Raw genomic sequence first — 14,146 nt, forward strand, 5'->3', positions numbered from 1 at the left:
GCGCGAGCGATGGGCCGGGGCGGTCGCCGAACACGAGCCAACCTGCCGCGGTGGCCAAGAGGATCGACAAATAACCGAGGGGGGGCAAGTCGACTGGCTTCGCCGAGACCATAGGCCCGCAGAAAGCAGAATTGCCCCGCTTGCGCGAGAATGCCGATGGCGAGCAGGGGCAAGTCGTCGGCATGACCCACCGGCGCCCAATCCAGCGCGGCGAGCGGCGCGCTGAGCAGGGCCAGGCCCAAGGTATAGAACAGCATCATCACCACGAAGCTCTCGTCCCGTAGGGCTCGGGTTTAGATCGTCGCCATCGCGCCGAACAGGACCGAAGCCGACGCCGCGGCTACGCCGGCAAGTGGTAGCTCCCCTCCGGCGCCGTCTGGGGCGACCATCAACATGACGCCGGCCAGCGCCACAGCCGCACCGACCCAATGCTGGCGACGCACGGTTTCACAAAGCAGCAGCGCGGCCAGCCCCATCGCGACCAGCGGTCGGGTGAACGAGATGCCCTTGACGACCGGCAAGGGCAGGAGCGTGAGAGCGGTGAAGTTCATCCCCAAAGCCACGGCCTTGCAGGAGACCCGGCCCGCGTTGCGCCATGGGGCCCGCATCCGCGCAAAATCCCGACGGTGGCGCCAGACCAATGGCGTAATCAACGCCAAGCCGATCAGGGCGCGCAGGAACACCATTTGCGCCACCGGCCGCGACTGTCCCTCAAGCTTGACCAGAACGGTCACGCCGGTGACCAGGGTCATGTCGAGCAGAGGCCAAGCTGCGGCGACCAGCGCAGACCCTAACCGTGATGCGCCTGAGAGATCTCGGCCGAGAATGAAGCCAGGATCGCGTCCTGATCTTCATCCAGGCATGAGGAGGGCCGCGCGCCACCAAGGCTGCGGTTGGGCTGATCCAACCAATGAAGGAGCGCTGCTTCGTCGCCCCAGTCGTCGTCACGCATCTCCATAAGCTTGCGGAAGGTTGGATGTGAGAGGAGTTCGATCTGCTTCATGCCCCTAAGGTAGCACGGGAATAGCCCGGTCGTCCCATGGCAGCGCACAGCGCAGGCTTGACGATCAACACCTCTATCTCTGCCCAGGAAAGCAGGTCAGGCATAGCCGCCGACTGCGATCCGAGAGACGTGAGCCTGCACCAGCTCGACGCGCCCCTTGCGGAGGAGTGAGGCCGCGGTCTCATTGCCAAGGGACGGCAACCGCTGATGGGCGAACCAAGCGAAAGCCAGCGACATCGAGCCGGCCCACGGTGCGACCGCCAGGGCGACCTCGACGAAGTCCCTGAGCCGTCGTTGCGCCACCGGGCAGGGTGGCTGCGTCGCGTTCGAGAGCGAGTCCTCCGGCAAGCCGAGAACGAGCGCCAGTTCCTCCGGTGACTGACCTGCCCCCCGCGAGATCCCTTAGTTTGATGTAGAGTTTGCTCAACCGCGAAGGAGCAGACGATGCGAAAGAGCCGCTTCACCGAGGCGCAGATCATCGGGATGATCAAGGAGCAGGAAGCCGGGATGCCGACTGCCGAAGTGTGTCGCCGTCATGGGCTCAGCCCGGCGACGTTCTACAAGATGAAGGCCCGGTATGGCGGCATGGAAGTGTCCGATGCCGCGAAGCTGAAGGCGCTGGCGGATGAGAATGCCAAGCTCAAGCGCCTGCTGGCCGATGCCATGCTGGACAACGTGGTTCTGAAAGACCTGCTGGGAAAGAACTGACGACACTGGCCAGGCGGCGAGAGGCAGCGCTGCGGGCGATGCGGGATCACAAGATCTCGCAACGCCGGGCCTGCCAGCTTGTCGGTGTCGATCCCAAGACAGTCCGGCGCCCACGCCCGCCGGACTGCCCTGAGATCCGCAGGGAGATGCAGGAGATTGCCGGGAAGCGGCGTCGGTTCGGCTACCGCCGGATCGGCATCTTGCTGGAGCGCAAAGGCATGATCATGAACCACAAGAAGCTGTATCGGCTCTATCGCGAGGAAGGGCTGGCGGTGAAGCGACGACGTGGCCGCAAGCGGGCGCGAGGCACGCGTATGCCGATGCCGATGCCGGAGGCGACGCATCCCAATGCCCGTTGGTCGCTCGACTTCCTGTCGGACAGCTTCGGCGCCTCGCGCAAGTTCCGCATCCTCGCGGTGATCGACGACTGTTGCCGCGAGAACCTGTGCCTGATCGCCGACACCAGCATCTCGGGCGCCCGTGTGGCGCGCGAGCTGGACGCGCTGGTACGGATCTACGGAAAGCCCGCTTGCATTGTCAGCGACAACGGAACGGAGCTCACCAGTCGGGCCATTCTGAAATGGGCCGATCAGAATGCGGTGCCCTGGCACTATATCGACCCCGGAAAGCCGCAGCAGAATGCCTTCATCGAGTCATCCAACGGCAGCGTGCGCGACGAGCTGCTGCGGTCTTAGGTAGCAGATGCACCAGTTTGCCGGATGGACCGAGCCGGCGAAGTTCGCTGCAATGGCGGCATGGCCGAGCCCCTGATCATCCAGACACTGACGCAGAAACGCGCCGAGATTCTTGGGCAGATCAAGGCCTACGAAACGCAGATCGCGCATGCGAAGCACGACCTTGCGCATGTGAACGCGACGATCGAGCTGTTCGCGGCGCCCGAACGCCGGCGGGCGCGCTACATCGTGAGCCACGGGTTCTTCAAGAAGGGCGAGATCGCCGACATCTGCGTGCAGCATCTGGGAGTGGACGGCGAGCTGACCACCCGGGAGTTGGCGGAGCGGGTGATGATCGAGCGCGGCCTCGAGGTGTCGGACACGGCGCTGCGGAACTCGGTCGTGTTCAAGGTCGTCCAAGCGCTGCGGCACGCCAGGCACCGGCGGCTCGTCCGGCTGGTGGAGAAGCGCAAGGGCATGTGCGTCTGGAGCGCCGGAGATGCCATCACGCTGCGCGTCGTTGCCAATACCCCTCCCACGCCCGGCTGATCGGCGCCGCCAGCGCGCCGCCGATGAGACGGTCCGCGAGGCCGCCGTTGCTGTCGAAGCGGTGATCCTCGAGCCAGGCGGCGTGCGCCGCGTAGGCATCGAGGTATCGACCCTCCACCCGAATGTGCTGGCCGCCGATCATGCGCCGCAGCCGCGAGAAGTAGCTCTCGGCCAGATTCGTATGAACGCCCTCGCGGCTGTAGGCCTCGGAATGATTGACGCGTTTCATCTCGAAGTCGGGCTCGAGGACGTCCCAGTGCGCAACCTCGTCGGCCGAGATGACGCTGCCGGAGGCAATCTTCTCCCGGGCGAAATCGACAGCCTGGGCTTCACGCAGGAAGCTCCGGGGCAGCGTCCTGCCGCCGCGCTGGCGTAGAACGACAACCACCCTGCGCTTGCCGCTGCGGTTGGCGAGCAGTCGGCGGTCGACCCGGTCGTCGCGCGCGTTGGCGGGCCGGACTTGGCCACCGAACACGGCCCCGTCCACTTCGACCTCACCCTCGAGCCGGGTCTCCCGGGTCTCGAGAGTCATCGTCTCCCGCAGCTTGTACATCAGCACGAAGGCCGTCTTGTGCTGCACGTCCAGATCCCGCGAGAACTGGACCGCGGACAGACCCTTGGCGGCGTTCACGAACAGGCAGATCGCCCCGAGCAGATCGACGAACGCCAGCTTGCGCGAGGCGAAAACGGTGCCGGAGGTGACGCTGAACTGCCGGTGGCAGGCGGCGCATTTGAACCGGCGCCGGGTGCTCAGATCGTAGATGTCGAGGCAGCTACAGAGCGGGCAGACCGGAGCGCCCTCCGTCTTAGGCCATCGCAGCCGACAGAACCGCCGATACGCGGCGTCCTCCCCTTCCTCGTAGATCGTCCTGAGCGACAGGGTCCGGGCGGCAGCGGAAAGCAGGAAATGCTGGGACATGGTCGCCTCGCTACGCGAAACATGTTCCCATCTTGTTCCTGCCAGACCTCCAAAGCAAGGGTTTGGTGCATCTGCTACCTAAGACCGAGCTGCTGAACGAGGAGATCTTCGACACCTTGGACGATGCCAAGCGGAAGCTGGCCCTCTGGCGCTACGATTATAATGCTGTCAGGCCGCACTCCTCGCTCGGGAACCAGACGCCGCTCGAAGCGCGCCGGGCGCTTGAGCAAGCTGAGGGTGCCGCGCCCGCCGCGCTTGTCCAAAACGACCAGTCCAACTACCAATCTCAGACCCGCAAACTCTCACTATGACCGAGGGACCGGAGGGGGGCAGGTCACTGACGCTGAAGGTGCTCTTCGGTCTTCCGCTTTGGCAGACGGTTGGATTGGTCGAGAGCTTGGTCCAGATGGCGGGGCTCGATTGGCCAGTTCCGGACTATTCGACGCTGTGCCGCCGGCAGGCGCGGATCGCAGGGCAGGTCCCGTATCGCACCTCGGGGCAGCCGCTGAACCTGTTGATCGACAGCACCGGCATCAAGTTCCGCGGTGATGGTGAGTGGCAAGTTCGAAAGCATGGCGCATCACGCCGAAGGCAATGGAAGAAAGTCCATATTGCCATGGACGCGGGCACCGGGGATGTGCGCGCGGTCGAGTTCACCTCGAGCCGCCAAGGCGACAGCCCGTAGCTGCCGAAGCTGCTGGCGCAGATCCCGCCGGAGTCATGGCCGTACGACCTGCAATAGCCACCCAGCTCTCGCGCCTCACGAGACACTGGGGTGGCATCACGACAGGCGGTCCTCTCGGGCGCCGCCTGCTACTTATATTACATAATTACCATTACGCGCACAAACTGCGTGTAGCGGCGCGCGCTACTTCCAACTGCGACTCTTGTTTGAAAACAACGCCCTATCAAGCAGGAGTTTTCCAGTATGGGACGTGTCTACGCGCAGCTGACGCTCGAGGAGCGCCGCAAGATCGAGCGTTGGCGTCATGCCAGAGTGTCCGTGAACGAGATGGCGCGGGTGCTGCGCCGCCATCGCTCGACCATCTTCCGCGAGCTCCGACGCAATCATTTCCAAGACCCCTGCATGCCCAAGGTCGTGGGCTACTTTGCGATGGCCGCGCAGCTGAGAACCAGCGATCGCCGCGCCCGCCAGCGCAAGCTGATCCGGCATCCGCAGCTGCGTGATCAGGTCGTCGAGCGGATCAAGGACGGCTGGACCCCGGAACAGATTGCCGGCCGGATGCGCATGGAGCGCGCGCCGCTGCGGGTCTGCCAGGAAACCATCTATCGCCACATCTACGCCAAGGAAGGCATGCGCGAAGAGCTGTGGTGGTATCTGCCGACCCATCGCAAGGCCCGGCATCCGAGACGCGCCCGCAAGCGTCGCGCGCCGGAATTCCACCGTGATGTCAGCATCCTGTTCCGGCCCGAGGCGGTAGCGCAGCGTGTGCAATTCGGCCACTGGGAGGCGGACTTGATGCTGTTTCGGCAGCGGTTCGGCTCCGCCAACGTGACCTCGCTCGTCGAACGCGTCAGCCGGTTCACCGTGCTGCTGAAGAACGCCGACAAGCGAACGCGTCCGGTGATGGACAAGGTCATCGCGGCGATCCGTGCCCTGCCCCAGCCGGCGCGCCGATCGATCACCTTCGACCGTGGCAGCGAGTTCGTCTCGTGGCCGCATCTCCAGGCCGAGATCGGCATGAGCAGCTGGTTTTGCGACCCCTCTGCCCCCTGGCAGAAAGGCACGGTCGAGAACACCAATCGCCGTGCCCGCCGTTGGCTGCCCCGGGAGCGCGACATCGGCCAACTCTCCGACCACGACATCCGAGAGATCTGCGACCGGCTGAATGCCACGGCGCGCAAATGCCTCGGATGGAAGACCCCTGCCGAGGTATTCAGGGCCAAGATGCTGAGAATAGGACGTGAGCGCCCTACCCTAAGCCCACCAAGGAGTCGCGGTTCAAGTATCGCTCACCGCACCGACTGATGTTCAAGACGAGGGGGCGCGTTCCGGCCCTGAGCCGGCTTTCGGCGTCCGCGCAGCGAACGGCTACTGGGAACTTCTTCCAAGCGTAGAGCGGTCACTGGCTGACTGCCCCTTGGCAGCGCCTCTGGGACATCTGAGTTGACTTCGTAACGGAGGGTTTCTGGCTCATCGTAACCACCGAGGAGTGGAAATGAGATAGAAACCTGGAACAGCCAGACCGACGGCGGAGTCGCTGGTAAAGGACATCCAGTCTCGGCGCGATGGTGACGCATCAGGCCCGGGAAGGGCCCGGCGGGCAAGTTGACCGCGGTCAACTCCTGTCCTGCGTACCGGTCCATTCCGCATGCAGGCGGCGAAGGATGTCTTCGGCCCGATCTTCCAGCCATGCGCCGAACTCTGGCTGCTCCCGGCGCGAGATCTTGAGCGTCACCGCCATCGTGTCGCGCCTGAGTTCGGCCAGCTTCTGCCCGTCCGACAGGACGAGACGTTCCTCACGGGCCTTGGTGCGAGCGGGTGGTGCAGATTGTGACACGGCGACTTCGCCGGCGCGCCGGGCGCGCAGGTGTGCGGTAAGCAAGGCAAGACGGTGGTCCGATTTCGCGGCTCGGCTAAGATCGACGCCCTTTAGCAAGTCCGATAGGTCGGGCGTTTCCAGCGACCGGGCGAGATCGGCCAGATCGGTCCATTTGCGCCGCCCGCTCTCGGGCGCCGAACCGATCCGCTCGATCAGGGCATAGGGCACCACGTCAGTGACCGACTTCATCTTCGACAGCGCCGTCTTCTCGACGCCAAGAGCAGCCATCACTACCTCGTTGCTGTATCCTGCGTCGCGCATCATGGCGGCGAAGCTGGCTTTCTCGATGTAGCTCGGATTGCGGCGGAGGTTGTTTTCCTGCCCCTGCGCGACCAGTGCTTCGGTTTCGTCGAGTGTGCGGATGATCGCCTTGGCCTTAATCCCCAAACCCCTCAGGGCGGCCACCCGGCGGCGGCCATAAACGATGCGGAAATGGCCGGGGCGCTCGCGGATCGGCCGCACCATGATTGGAACCTGCTGGCCATGCGCGCGGATGCTCTCCCGCAGCTCCGCGATGCCCTCGTCCTCGATCTCCAGCCGGTCGGCCAAGCCGCTGGCCTCGATCCGGTCAGGATCGATCTCGCGGATTGAGTTGCTTAGCAGGTCGTTGCCCATGATCCCTACGGGACCTCGCCCGATCGCTTCGGGCATCTCGCGCCGTGCCGGGGCAGGACGAGCGGCGGTTTCGGGAGTGGCGACGTCGGTTTGAAACAGGTTCTTGCGGCCCATCAGACGGCCCTCCCCCAGGCTTTGTGCAAGTCGCGCTCCAGCTCGGCGGAGACGAGATTGATCGATTCCAGCGCCCGGTTCAGCGTGGCGCGGTTCACCTGCGCGCGGTCGATCTCATAGATCGTGTCGCTGGTCAGGCCGGCATCGGCGATGGCGGTCGATTTCAGAAAGGGCGAGGTCATCACACGTCCCGGGAACATGTTGCGCAGAAAGGCCGAGACCTGGGTCTGCGGTCCGTCAGTCGGCTCGTAGCGGCACAGCAGGTAGCGCATGAAGTCATAGTCGAACTCGCCGCCGGCATTGGCAATCTGGCTCAGAGCCGAGGAGGCCATGGTCATGAACTGTGCGAGGCTGGCGATGTCGATCATGTTGGGGATCACCGGCACCACGAGACTGGTGGCGGCGGTCATCGCCGTAAGTGTCAGAAAGCCGAGCTGCGGCGGGCAGTCGACGAACACGAGGTCGTAGCGGTCGTCGACCGTGTTCAACGCCGAGCGCAGCCGCGTGTAGAAGGGCTCGGGGTCGCCCTGCCGCAGGGCAGTCGGCGTCTCGGTCTCGTATTCGGACAGGATCAGCCCGCCGGGGCAGAGATCGAGTGACGGAAAATGCGTGGGCCGGATCACCTTTTCGATGCCGATACGGTCTGCGTCGTAGCGCAGCACGTCGTAGATCGTGCCGCGCTCGTAGAGATCGATCTCGGGTCGCAGCCCCATCAGCGTGCTGAGCGAGGCCTGCGGGTCCATGTCGACGACGAGGACGCGATAACCCTTGAGTGCGAAACGCTGCGCCAGGTGCACGGTCGAGGTGGATTTGCCTGAGCCGCCTTTGAAGGTCATAGCGCAGATAACGTGCATGCGTTCCCCGGCGCGGCGCCCAGGTAGGTAGGCGAGCGGATTGCGCGCCTGGGCGGCTAATGCGTGGCGGATCTCCAGAAGCTCCTGCGCGGTGTAGAGCTTGCGCCCGGTTCCGCTGGCAGCGACCTCTGGGATCTTCCCGTCATGGTGCAACTTGCGCAGGTTGGCCATGGACACGCCCAGCAGTTCGGCGGCCTCGGTAGAGGAAAAGGGTCGGAGCACCTTCTCGCTGTTCGGCGCGAGGTTTCGTAGGATGTGGTCGGACAGTTCGTTGGCCAACCGATCAGCATCGAGGATCATGGTCTGATGGACGTTTCCGACATCCTGCCGGACGAGGCCCTGCAACATCTGGGTAATCCTTTCTCTGCTCGTCCCTTCGGTAACGCTTTCCCGGTGTTTTACGCTTTGGTGCGTTACTCTTCTTCGAGACTCCTAACATGACCCTTACGGTTCATAGCCAGCAGCAAGGTTCGATCGTGGCATTCTCGGACTGCCTGTGGCCGTTGGAGCATAGGCTGGAACTGGACGCCGAGGGTTATCCACAGGCCGGGGTGTTATTTGGAGTTAGATTCAGTGTTAAGGCTTCTGTCATCACCATTTTCTTTCAAGATAACAGCTGCTTGAGAGAATGTCCTATGTGTGAAGTCACGTTCTGGCCTGTGTGATGTGACGCTTTGTGCTGTGTGGAGTCACGCTCGACGTTCTTCTTCACGATCCATGGTAGGTGGACCTTCGGGCCTGTGTGAAGTGACGATTGGCGGCGCGATTCTGTTTGAAGTGACGTTCGTGCCCTTGAGCTTGGGTTGATTTGCGGATCGATAAGGCATTCAGGGGGCGTCGTTTCGTCATGAATATGTGTAAAGTGACGATGGTATGGGCGGGGTCCTGTGTGAAGTGACGTTGTGTGGCCACTTGTATGGGTGAAGTGACGTAGGTGGATTGACATGATGGGTAATGTCACGTTGGCTCCCCGTAATCATGTGTGAAGTGCCGTTATGAACAGCCCGCTCCTCCCGGATCGCTATCCGGAGCCAGATTTCTTCGTCTGCGACGTCCTCGATGCCGCGCCCAAGGGCGATATCGGATCGATGGAGCATCCGATTTTCTCGCTGTCGACCAAGCCGGATCTGCGCCCGCGCCGTTACGAGCACAGGGGTATCGTTGTCGAGATCAAGCCCAGCTCGGACGGGCTGGCCACGGTGCATGACCGTGACATCCTGATCTTCTGCATCAGCCAGATCATCCGCGCGATGAATGATGGTCGGGAGGTCAGCCAGGTGGTCCGGTTCCAGGCCGCCGACCTGCTGCGTGCGACTAATCGTGAAACCTCGGGCCGAGGCTACCAGCTTCTGAAATCGGCCTTGGAGCGGCTCGCCGGCACGCGGATCTCGACCAACATCGTCACCGGCGGCGAGGAGATCTTCGAGACCTTCGGCCTGGTCGAGCGGGCCAAGGTGGTGCGCGAGACCCGCGAGGGGCGCATGCACGAGGTCGAGGTCAAGCTTTCGGACTGGGTCTTCAACGCGATCAAGGCGCATGAGGTGCTGACCCTGTCGCGGGATTACTTCCGTCTACGCAAGCCGCTCGAGCGGCGCCTCTACGAGCTTGCACGCAAGCACTGTGGCCATCAGGCGGAGTGGAAGATCGGGCTAACCTTGCTGCATCGCAAGTGCGGCTCGGGCTCGAAGAGCTACGAGTTCAAGCGGCTGGTGGGCGCGATCATCGCCGAGGATATCGAGCACAGCCACATGCCGGATTATTCGGTGCGCTTCAGCGAGGACGAGAAGCACGTGGTCTTCCGTAGTCGCGGCTCGGTTTCCGTTGCGGTGTCCGATATCGTTCAGGTGCCGCCGCTTGACGCTGAGATCTTCGAGACCGCCCGGGCGCTTGCGCCTGGCTGGGATGTTCGGCTGATCGAAAGCGAGTGGCGTGCGTGGCTGACCGAGCCGCCGCGTAATCCTGAGGCTGCTTTTCTTGGGTTTTGTCGTAAGTGGTTCGAGCGCCGTGGCGCTCCATGAGCATGGCTGTGGTCTGAAGTTGACCGCGGTCAACTCGCTGTAGGGAGCAGGGAAATTTTCTGTCGCTATGGCTGGAACGCTAAGCATGTCCGTCTGCTGCGCTGAGGTATTGCAGGACAAACGTCTGCATTTGGCCAACAATAAAAGATGACCCACGTTATCGGATCTGAACAACTACGGCGTATGGGAATGCAGCCTTAGGGGGCGACGGCGAACTATGCACCGGATACAAATTCGACCGATGCACCCGCGTGCGGTTGGCTCTCCGTGTTCAACCGATTTCGTCTGATGCCTGTCCGACAGGATCGAATCCCCATCGCGCATGGACGCGGGCCAGCTCGTTCGGTGCCGGGGCCTGACCGCAACAGGTCTTCACGTAGACCACGCTCTATGGCCTGACCCCCACCAATGCTACCATTGTCGGCGAGAAAGCTACGATCCGCGGGCTTCACCCCATTCTTGGTCCGGGCGCTATGCGACCTTTCGGGCTGTGATCTGACACCCTCTCGATGGACCGACGGGATCGTCCTCACCGGACGAGGTTCGTGGATGAAGCCGAAAATGTCTGCTGCGCCAACAAAGCGCGTCTCAAAGCAAGGCTCTCCACTGCCGATCCGACGAATGCTTGCAGCGGCGCTCGAGCGACCAGACTGCGAAGAGAAGCGTGACCCGGATGAGCGACATCGATCCCAGGATGCAAGGAAGAGGAGCTTGACCCACACGCCCAATTAGAGAAGCAGGCTTTGAACGCTGCCAACACCAAGGACAGCTGCGCGGACCTTCCCAACGTTCGCTGCACGTGCATGGTACTCTACTTCGCCGACGCAGCAATCAGGGGTCCGAGTGGATGCTCAACGTTGGCCGCCGGCGCGAACCAGCCAAACAATTACTCCAGAAGCAAATGTTCAATCAAAGCATGGGTGCTGTTTGTCTTGTCGTTGCAACCTTCTGCTTAGCCGAACCTTCTGGCGACCGCCCTGAAGAGGGCGAAAAGCTTGTTGTATTCACGACGAAGACAAAGATCCGAGCGGCAGGATTCTGCCGCCCGGGTTATTCGGTAGCCAGGCCTCAGGCCGCTTGGGAAACGCCCAAGTCGGCCATGGCTAACTGCCGCGCGACCCGCGCAACATGTGCGCCTTGGTAGCGAGCACCGGCAAAATCGATCTCGCCTGGCAGTCGTTCGCCTTCGCCACCCGCGACGGTACCTGCGCCATATGGCGCGCCGCCGATGATGGCCTCGCCCGATGACTGGCCTCCAAAGCTGTAGGGCAGACCGACGACCACCATCCCGAGATGCAACAGCGATATTTGAGTCGACAGCAGCGCCGCCTCGTGACCGCCGTGTTGGGTACCGGACGAGGTGAAAACAGCTCCCACCTTGCTGACCAGTGCATGCTGCGACCAGAGGCCGCCGAGCCGGTCGAAAAAGGTCTTCATCTGCCCTGCCATCAGCCCGAACCGGGCGGGCGTACCGACAATGATCGCGTCGTAGCCTTCCAGATCAGTAGGCTTTGCCACCGGCGTCGGATCTTCGTCGTAACCTTCGGCTTGGCGCACCGCATCGGGTACCAATTCCGGCACGCGACGAACATCGACGATGGTTCCAGGCAAGCTGCGCGCACCCTCGGCCTCGGCCTCCGCCAGGGCGCGGACATGCCCCCAGCTTGAATAATAGAGGATCAATACACGGGTCATGTCATGCTCCTTGACGGGTTCCGGCGATGAAATGTGCCGGGTAGTTGGCTCGCGCGAGCGCCGTCTCGATCTCGGCCCGGGGTGACGAGGTTGACACCTCGATCGTCCGGCTGGCGATATCGGCGGAAACGACCGCACGGGTATCGAGCGTCTTGATGATGCCGGTGACGGTCCGGACGCAGCTGGAGCAGGTCATGTTGGCAATGTGGAATTTCATATCGGCCTCCGTTGGCTGAAGAATAATTCCCTTGCTGAGGCTTCCTATGATGGGAGGGTCAAGCTGGAATTTGTTTGTCGAACTCGTACTCCGCCACAGGCGCACACGAGTGTCTTGACCCTCCCAGCATGGGAGGCCTCATCCCGATGGAAATGCCCGCTTTCGACGCTTTCGCGGCGCATGTTCAGGGGACCTTCCGATGACCACTTCAGACGCTTTCCACCCATCCGTGCTTGCTGGGCGCAAACCGGTAGTGATCGCCGCCGTGGTGCATGCCATCAATGACGCTTACGCAGCCTTCTTGCCTGTGATGCTGCCGCTCTACGCCTTGCGGCTCGATCTGGATGGGATGGCGCTGGCTGGTTTGGTGGCGACGTACGCCATCTCGGCCTCCTTGCCAGGGCCAGTGCTCGGTCTTCTGGCCGACAGGGTCGGTGCGCGCAGGGTGACGGCAGTGAGCGTCCTGCTCAGCGCTACGCTGATGAGCCTGCTGACCGTGGAACCGGACCCGGTCTGGCTGTACGCCTTGACCGCGCTGGCCGGGCTTGGGTCGGCGGCGATCCATCCTTCGGGTAGCACACTGGCGCGGCAGGGCCGGGTGGCGCCGGAACTGGCGGTGGCGCTGTTCAGCGCGGCCGGGATGCTGGGCTATGCGGCGGGTCCGATGTTGCTGGGTGTAGTACGGACGTGGGCGGGCGGCTGGACGCTGCCGGTCTTGGCGGCTCCGGGACTGCTGGCGGCGGCGGTGACGCTTGTGATGCTGCCCCACGACGCGCCATCTCGCGTCGCCCAAATTGCGCCGCGCTTCGCCTGGTCGCTGATCGTCGGACCGGTGGGCCTGTTGACGCTGGCGGCGGCATTTGCCTTCCTGCCGTCGAGCGCCATGCTGAATGGATTACCGCTACTGCTGGTCGAGCGGAACGGGCTCGACCCGGCGGACCCGGTACTGGGCCGCACGATCAGTGTCTATTCGCTGGCCTCTGCTGCGGGCGGTATCGGCGTCGGGCTGCTGGTGTCACGTTTGCGGCGACGGGTCCTACTGGCACTGGTGTTGGCGGGGAGCGTACCGGCCTCGATGAGCGTGATGCTCTTTGCCCCGTCGCAACCTGCGTTTCTGGCTGTCTTGGTGCTGGCGGGGATGCTGGCCTACGCATCGACACCGATGCTTGTGGTGGCCGCGCAGAACCTTGCGCCGGGGGCCAGCGCTGCGGCCTCCGGCATGATCTTCGGCCTCGCCGCCGCGCTGACCGGAGCGCTCTATTTTGGCATTGGATTGGTGCAGGCGCGGTATGGGGCTGAAACGGCGCTCATGCTGGCATTCTCCACGCCGCTGATAGCCGTACTGATTGCGCTGCCGGTCCTTGGGCAGTCAGATAACCCGGTCGCGGCGCTCGAGGAGTTTTGCCACTGCCCCAGCGCCTGAGACCGGCCTTCAAACCGCCGTCGCAAACCCGGCTCTCAAGGCACTTAACTTAGGCGCGGGCGGCGCTACGGGGTCATCCGCGCCCAGCGTCACCAGAATCGGGCAGTCCGGGCGCGCGTCGCCGTGACAATTATGGGCGAGGTGGCGCAACGTTCCGATCATGTCGTCCAGATGCCGGCGGCGCTCTTCCAGGTCAGCCACATGTGCCAGGGCCACCGCCTTGACCTCGGCGCTGGAGCGCGCCTGATCCTGCCAGAGCCCGAGCAGCGTTGCGATCTCCTTGACCTGAAACCCCAGATCGCGGGCGCGGCGCACGAAGCGGAGCGTGGCGATATCCTTGTCTTGATAAACCCGGTAGCCGGAATAGGTGCGCAGCGCAGGGCGGACGAGACCTATCTCCTCGTAATACCGCAGCATCTTGACCGATATCCCGGTCTGCCTTGCAGCTTCCCCGATGTTCATGACCGCCTCCGAAAAAGCGTCGTACACATGGACAGTACGCGCCTCGGCGGTTCGTCGGTCAAGCGGGGTTTTTCTATCCACGAGAGTTTGATTGCCATGCAGCGCTGAGATCGTTTTCCTGCTTGACCGAAGGCCCGCAACTGACGGTTTTCATGATCAGAAGCGTGAAGGCATATCGAGTGTAGCCCGCCGATGTCATCGGCGCATGTAGCAGATGGCCTTTGCCTTTCAGCCATTGTTGCCGGACTTGATCAGCTGCCGCCAACTGCATCGACGTTCGCCACATGCGCTTTGCATGCCTGTTCGCGTTCTCGCCCTTCACTCTCAGGTT

General features: G+C 63.1%; 13 protein-coding genes and 3 pseudogenes. 7 read left to right on the forward strand and 9 right to left on the reverse strand.

Going from position 1 to position 14,146, the window contains the following annotated elements:
• Positions 1-293 precede the first annotated feature (293 nt).
• Positions 294-752, reverse strand: a complete 459-nt coding sequence (locus tag T8T21_RS20180; protein ID WP_322338351.1) for a DMT family transporter — start codon at positions 750-752, stop codon at positions 294-296.
• A gap of 38 nt (positions 753-790) precedes the next feature.
• Entirely contained in the window at positions 791-1,003 is a 213-nt protein-coding gene (locus tag T8T21_RS20185; protein WP_322338352.1) for an antitoxin Xre/MbcA/ParS toxin-binding domain-containing protein, read from the reverse strand.
• A 444-nt stretch (positions 1,004-1,447) separates the two neighbouring features.
• On the opposite strand from T8T21_RS20185, the pseudogene T8T21_RS20190 reads away from it, so the two are divergent.
• Positions 1,448-2,397, forward strand: a pseudogene (locus tag T8T21_RS20190) (IS3 family transposase); the annotation flags it as partial.
• A gap of 69 nt (positions 2,398-2,466) precedes the next feature.
• A complete protein-coding gene (locus T8T21_RS20195) occupies positions 2,467-2,934 on the forward strand; it encodes a hypothetical protein (protein ID WP_322338353.1) in 468 nt (155 codons plus the stop codon).
• Here T8T21_RS20195 and T8T21_RS20200 read toward each other — a convergent pair.
• Positions 2,891-3,853, reverse strand: coding sequence for an IS1595 family transposase (locus T8T21_RS20200; RefSeq protein WP_322338354.1), 963 nt, complete (start codon positions 3,851-3,853; stop codon positions 2,891-2,893). The two genes, T8T21_RS20195 and T8T21_RS20200, sit on opposite strands and share 44 nt — an antisense overlap.
• 80 nt (positions 3,854-3,933) lie before the next feature.
• Here T8T21_RS20200 and T8T21_RS20205 point away from each other — a divergent pair.
• The 3 genes and pseudogenes from T8T21_RS20205 to T8T21_RS20215 form a co-directional block, all read left to right on the forward strand.
• Positions 3,934-4,164, forward strand: a pseudogene (locus T8T21_RS20205) (integrase core domain-containing protein); the annotation flags it as partial.
• 26 nt (positions 4,165-4,190) lie between these two features.
• A pseudogene (locus T8T21_RS20210) lies at positions 4,191-4,535 on the forward strand (IS5 family transposase); the annotation flags it as partial.
• 246 nt (positions 4,536-4,781) lie between these two features.
• A complete protein-coding gene (locus T8T21_RS20215) occupies positions 4,782-5,843 on the forward strand; it encodes an IS30 family transposase (RefSeq protein WP_322338355.1) in 1,062 nt (353 codons plus the stop codon).
• Between the two features lie 310 nt (positions 5,844-6,153).
• On the opposite strand, the gene repB is transcribed toward T8T21_RS20215, so the two are convergent.
• Both repB and repA read right to left on the reverse strand, forming a co-directional pair.
• Entirely contained in the window at positions 6,154-7,146 is a 993-nt protein-coding gene (gene repB, locus T8T21_RS20220; RefSeq protein WP_322338356.1) for a plasmid partitioning protein RepB, read from the reverse strand.
• Positions 7,146-8,348 (reverse strand): plasmid partitioning protein RepA, encoded by a 1,203-nt coding sequence (gene repA / locus T8T21_RS20225; protein WP_322338357.1) that lies wholly within the window; start codon positions 8,346-8,348, stop codon positions 7,146-7,148. The genes repB and repA overlap by 1 nt, the downstream gene beginning before the upstream one ends.
• A gap of 647 nt (positions 8,349-8,995) precedes the next feature.
• Here repA and T8T21_RS20230 point away from each other — a divergent pair.
• A complete protein-coding gene (locus T8T21_RS20230) occupies positions 8,996-10,018 on the forward strand; it encodes a replication initiator protein A (protein ID WP_322338358.1) in 1,023 nt (340 codons plus the stop codon).
• Positions 10,019-11,086: 1,068 nt separating this feature from the next.
• On the opposite strand, the gene wrbA is transcribed toward T8T21_RS20230, so the two are convergent.
• Both wrbA and T8T21_RS20240 read right to left on the reverse strand, forming a co-directional pair.
• Positions 11,087-11,713: an NAD(P)H:quinone oxidoreductase gene (gene wrbA, locus T8T21_RS20235; protein WP_322338359.1), complete on the reverse strand. Its 627-nt coding sequence runs from the start codon at positions 11,711-11,713 to the stop codon at positions 11,087-11,089.
• A 1-nt stretch (position 11,714) separates the two neighbouring features.
• On the reverse strand, positions 11,715-11,930 hold the full coding sequence (locus tag T8T21_RS20240) for a heavy-metal-associated domain-containing protein (RefSeq protein ID WP_322338360.1): 216 nt from the start codon (positions 11,928-11,930) through the stop codon (positions 11,715-11,717).
• A 199-nt stretch (positions 11,931-12,129) separates the two neighbouring features.
• On the opposite strand from T8T21_RS20240, the gene T8T21_RS20245 reads away from it, so the two are divergent.
• Positions 12,130-13,353, forward strand: a complete 1,224-nt coding sequence (locus T8T21_RS20245) for an MFS transporter (protein WP_322338361.1) — start codon at positions 12,130-12,132, stop codon at positions 13,351-13,353.
• 9 nt (positions 13,354-13,362) lie between these two features.
• Here T8T21_RS20245 and cueR read toward each other — a convergent pair whose 3' ends face one another.
• On the reverse strand, positions 13,363-13,815 hold the full coding sequence (gene cueR, locus T8T21_RS20250) for a Cu(I)-responsive transcriptional regulator (protein WP_322338362.1): 453 nt from the start codon (positions 13,813-13,815) through the stop codon (positions 13,363-13,365).
• Positions 13,816-13,888: 73 nt separating this feature from the next.
• On the reverse strand, positions 13,889-14,137 hold the full coding sequence (locus tag T8T21_RS20255) for a hypothetical protein (RefSeq protein WP_322338363.1): 249 nt from the start codon (positions 14,135-14,137) through the stop codon (positions 13,889-13,891).
• Between the last annotated feature and the right edge of the window lie 9 nt (positions 14,138-14,146).

The organism is Limimaricola variabilis (genome assembly GCF_034371605.1).
Lineage (GTDB): Bacteria > Pseudomonadota > Alphaproteobacteria > Rhodobacterales > Rhodobacteraceae > Limimaricola > Limimaricola variabilis.

Bases quoted from the DNA above. Each gene is read 5' to 3' on its own strand.
- T8T21_RS20180 (WP_322338351.1), bottom strand. From the start codon at position 752: ATGACCCTGGTCACCGGCGTGACCGTTCTGGTCAAGCTTGAGGGACAG.
- T8T21_RS20185 (WP_322338352.1), bottom strand. From the start codon at position 1,003: ATGAAGCAGATCGAACTCCTCTCACATCCAACCTTCCGCAAGCTTATG.
- T8T21_RS20195 (WP_322338353.1), top strand. From the start codon at position 2,467: ATGGCCGAGCCCCTGATCATCCAGACACTGACGCAGAAACGCGCCGAG.
- T8T21_RS20200 (WP_322338354.1), bottom strand. From the start codon at position 3,853: ATGTCCCAGCATTTCCTGCTTTCCGCTGCCGCCCGGACCCTGTCGCTC.
- T8T21_RS20215 (WP_322338355.1), top strand. From the start codon at position 4,782: ATGGGACGTGTCTACGCGCAGCTGACGCTCGAGGAGCGCCGCAAGATC.
- repB (WP_322338356.1), bottom strand. From the start codon at position 7,146: ATGGGCCGCAAGAACCTGTTTCAAACCGACGTCGCCACTCCCGAAACC.
- repA (WP_322338357.1), bottom strand. From the start codon at position 8,348: ATGTTGCAGGGCCTCGTCCGGCAGGATGTCGGAAACGTCCATCAGACC.
- T8T21_RS20230 (WP_322338358.1), top strand. From the start codon at position 8,996: ATGAACAGCCCGCTCCTCCCGGATCGCTATCCGGAGCCAGATTTCTTC.
- wrbA (WP_322338359.1), bottom strand. From the start codon at position 11,713: ATGACCCGTGTATTGATCCTCTATTATTCAAGCTGGGGGCATGTCCGC.
- T8T21_RS20240 (WP_322338360.1), bottom strand. From the start codon at position 11,930: ATGAAATTCCACATTGCCAACATGACCTGCTCCAGCTGCGTCCGGACC.
- T8T21_RS20245 (WP_322338361.1), top strand. From the start codon at position 12,130: ATGACCACTTCAGACGCTTTCCACCCATCCGTGCTTGCTGGGCGCAAA.
- cueR (WP_322338362.1), bottom strand. From the start codon at position 13,815: ATGAACATCGGGGAAGCTGCAAGGCAGACCGGGATATCGGTCAAGATG.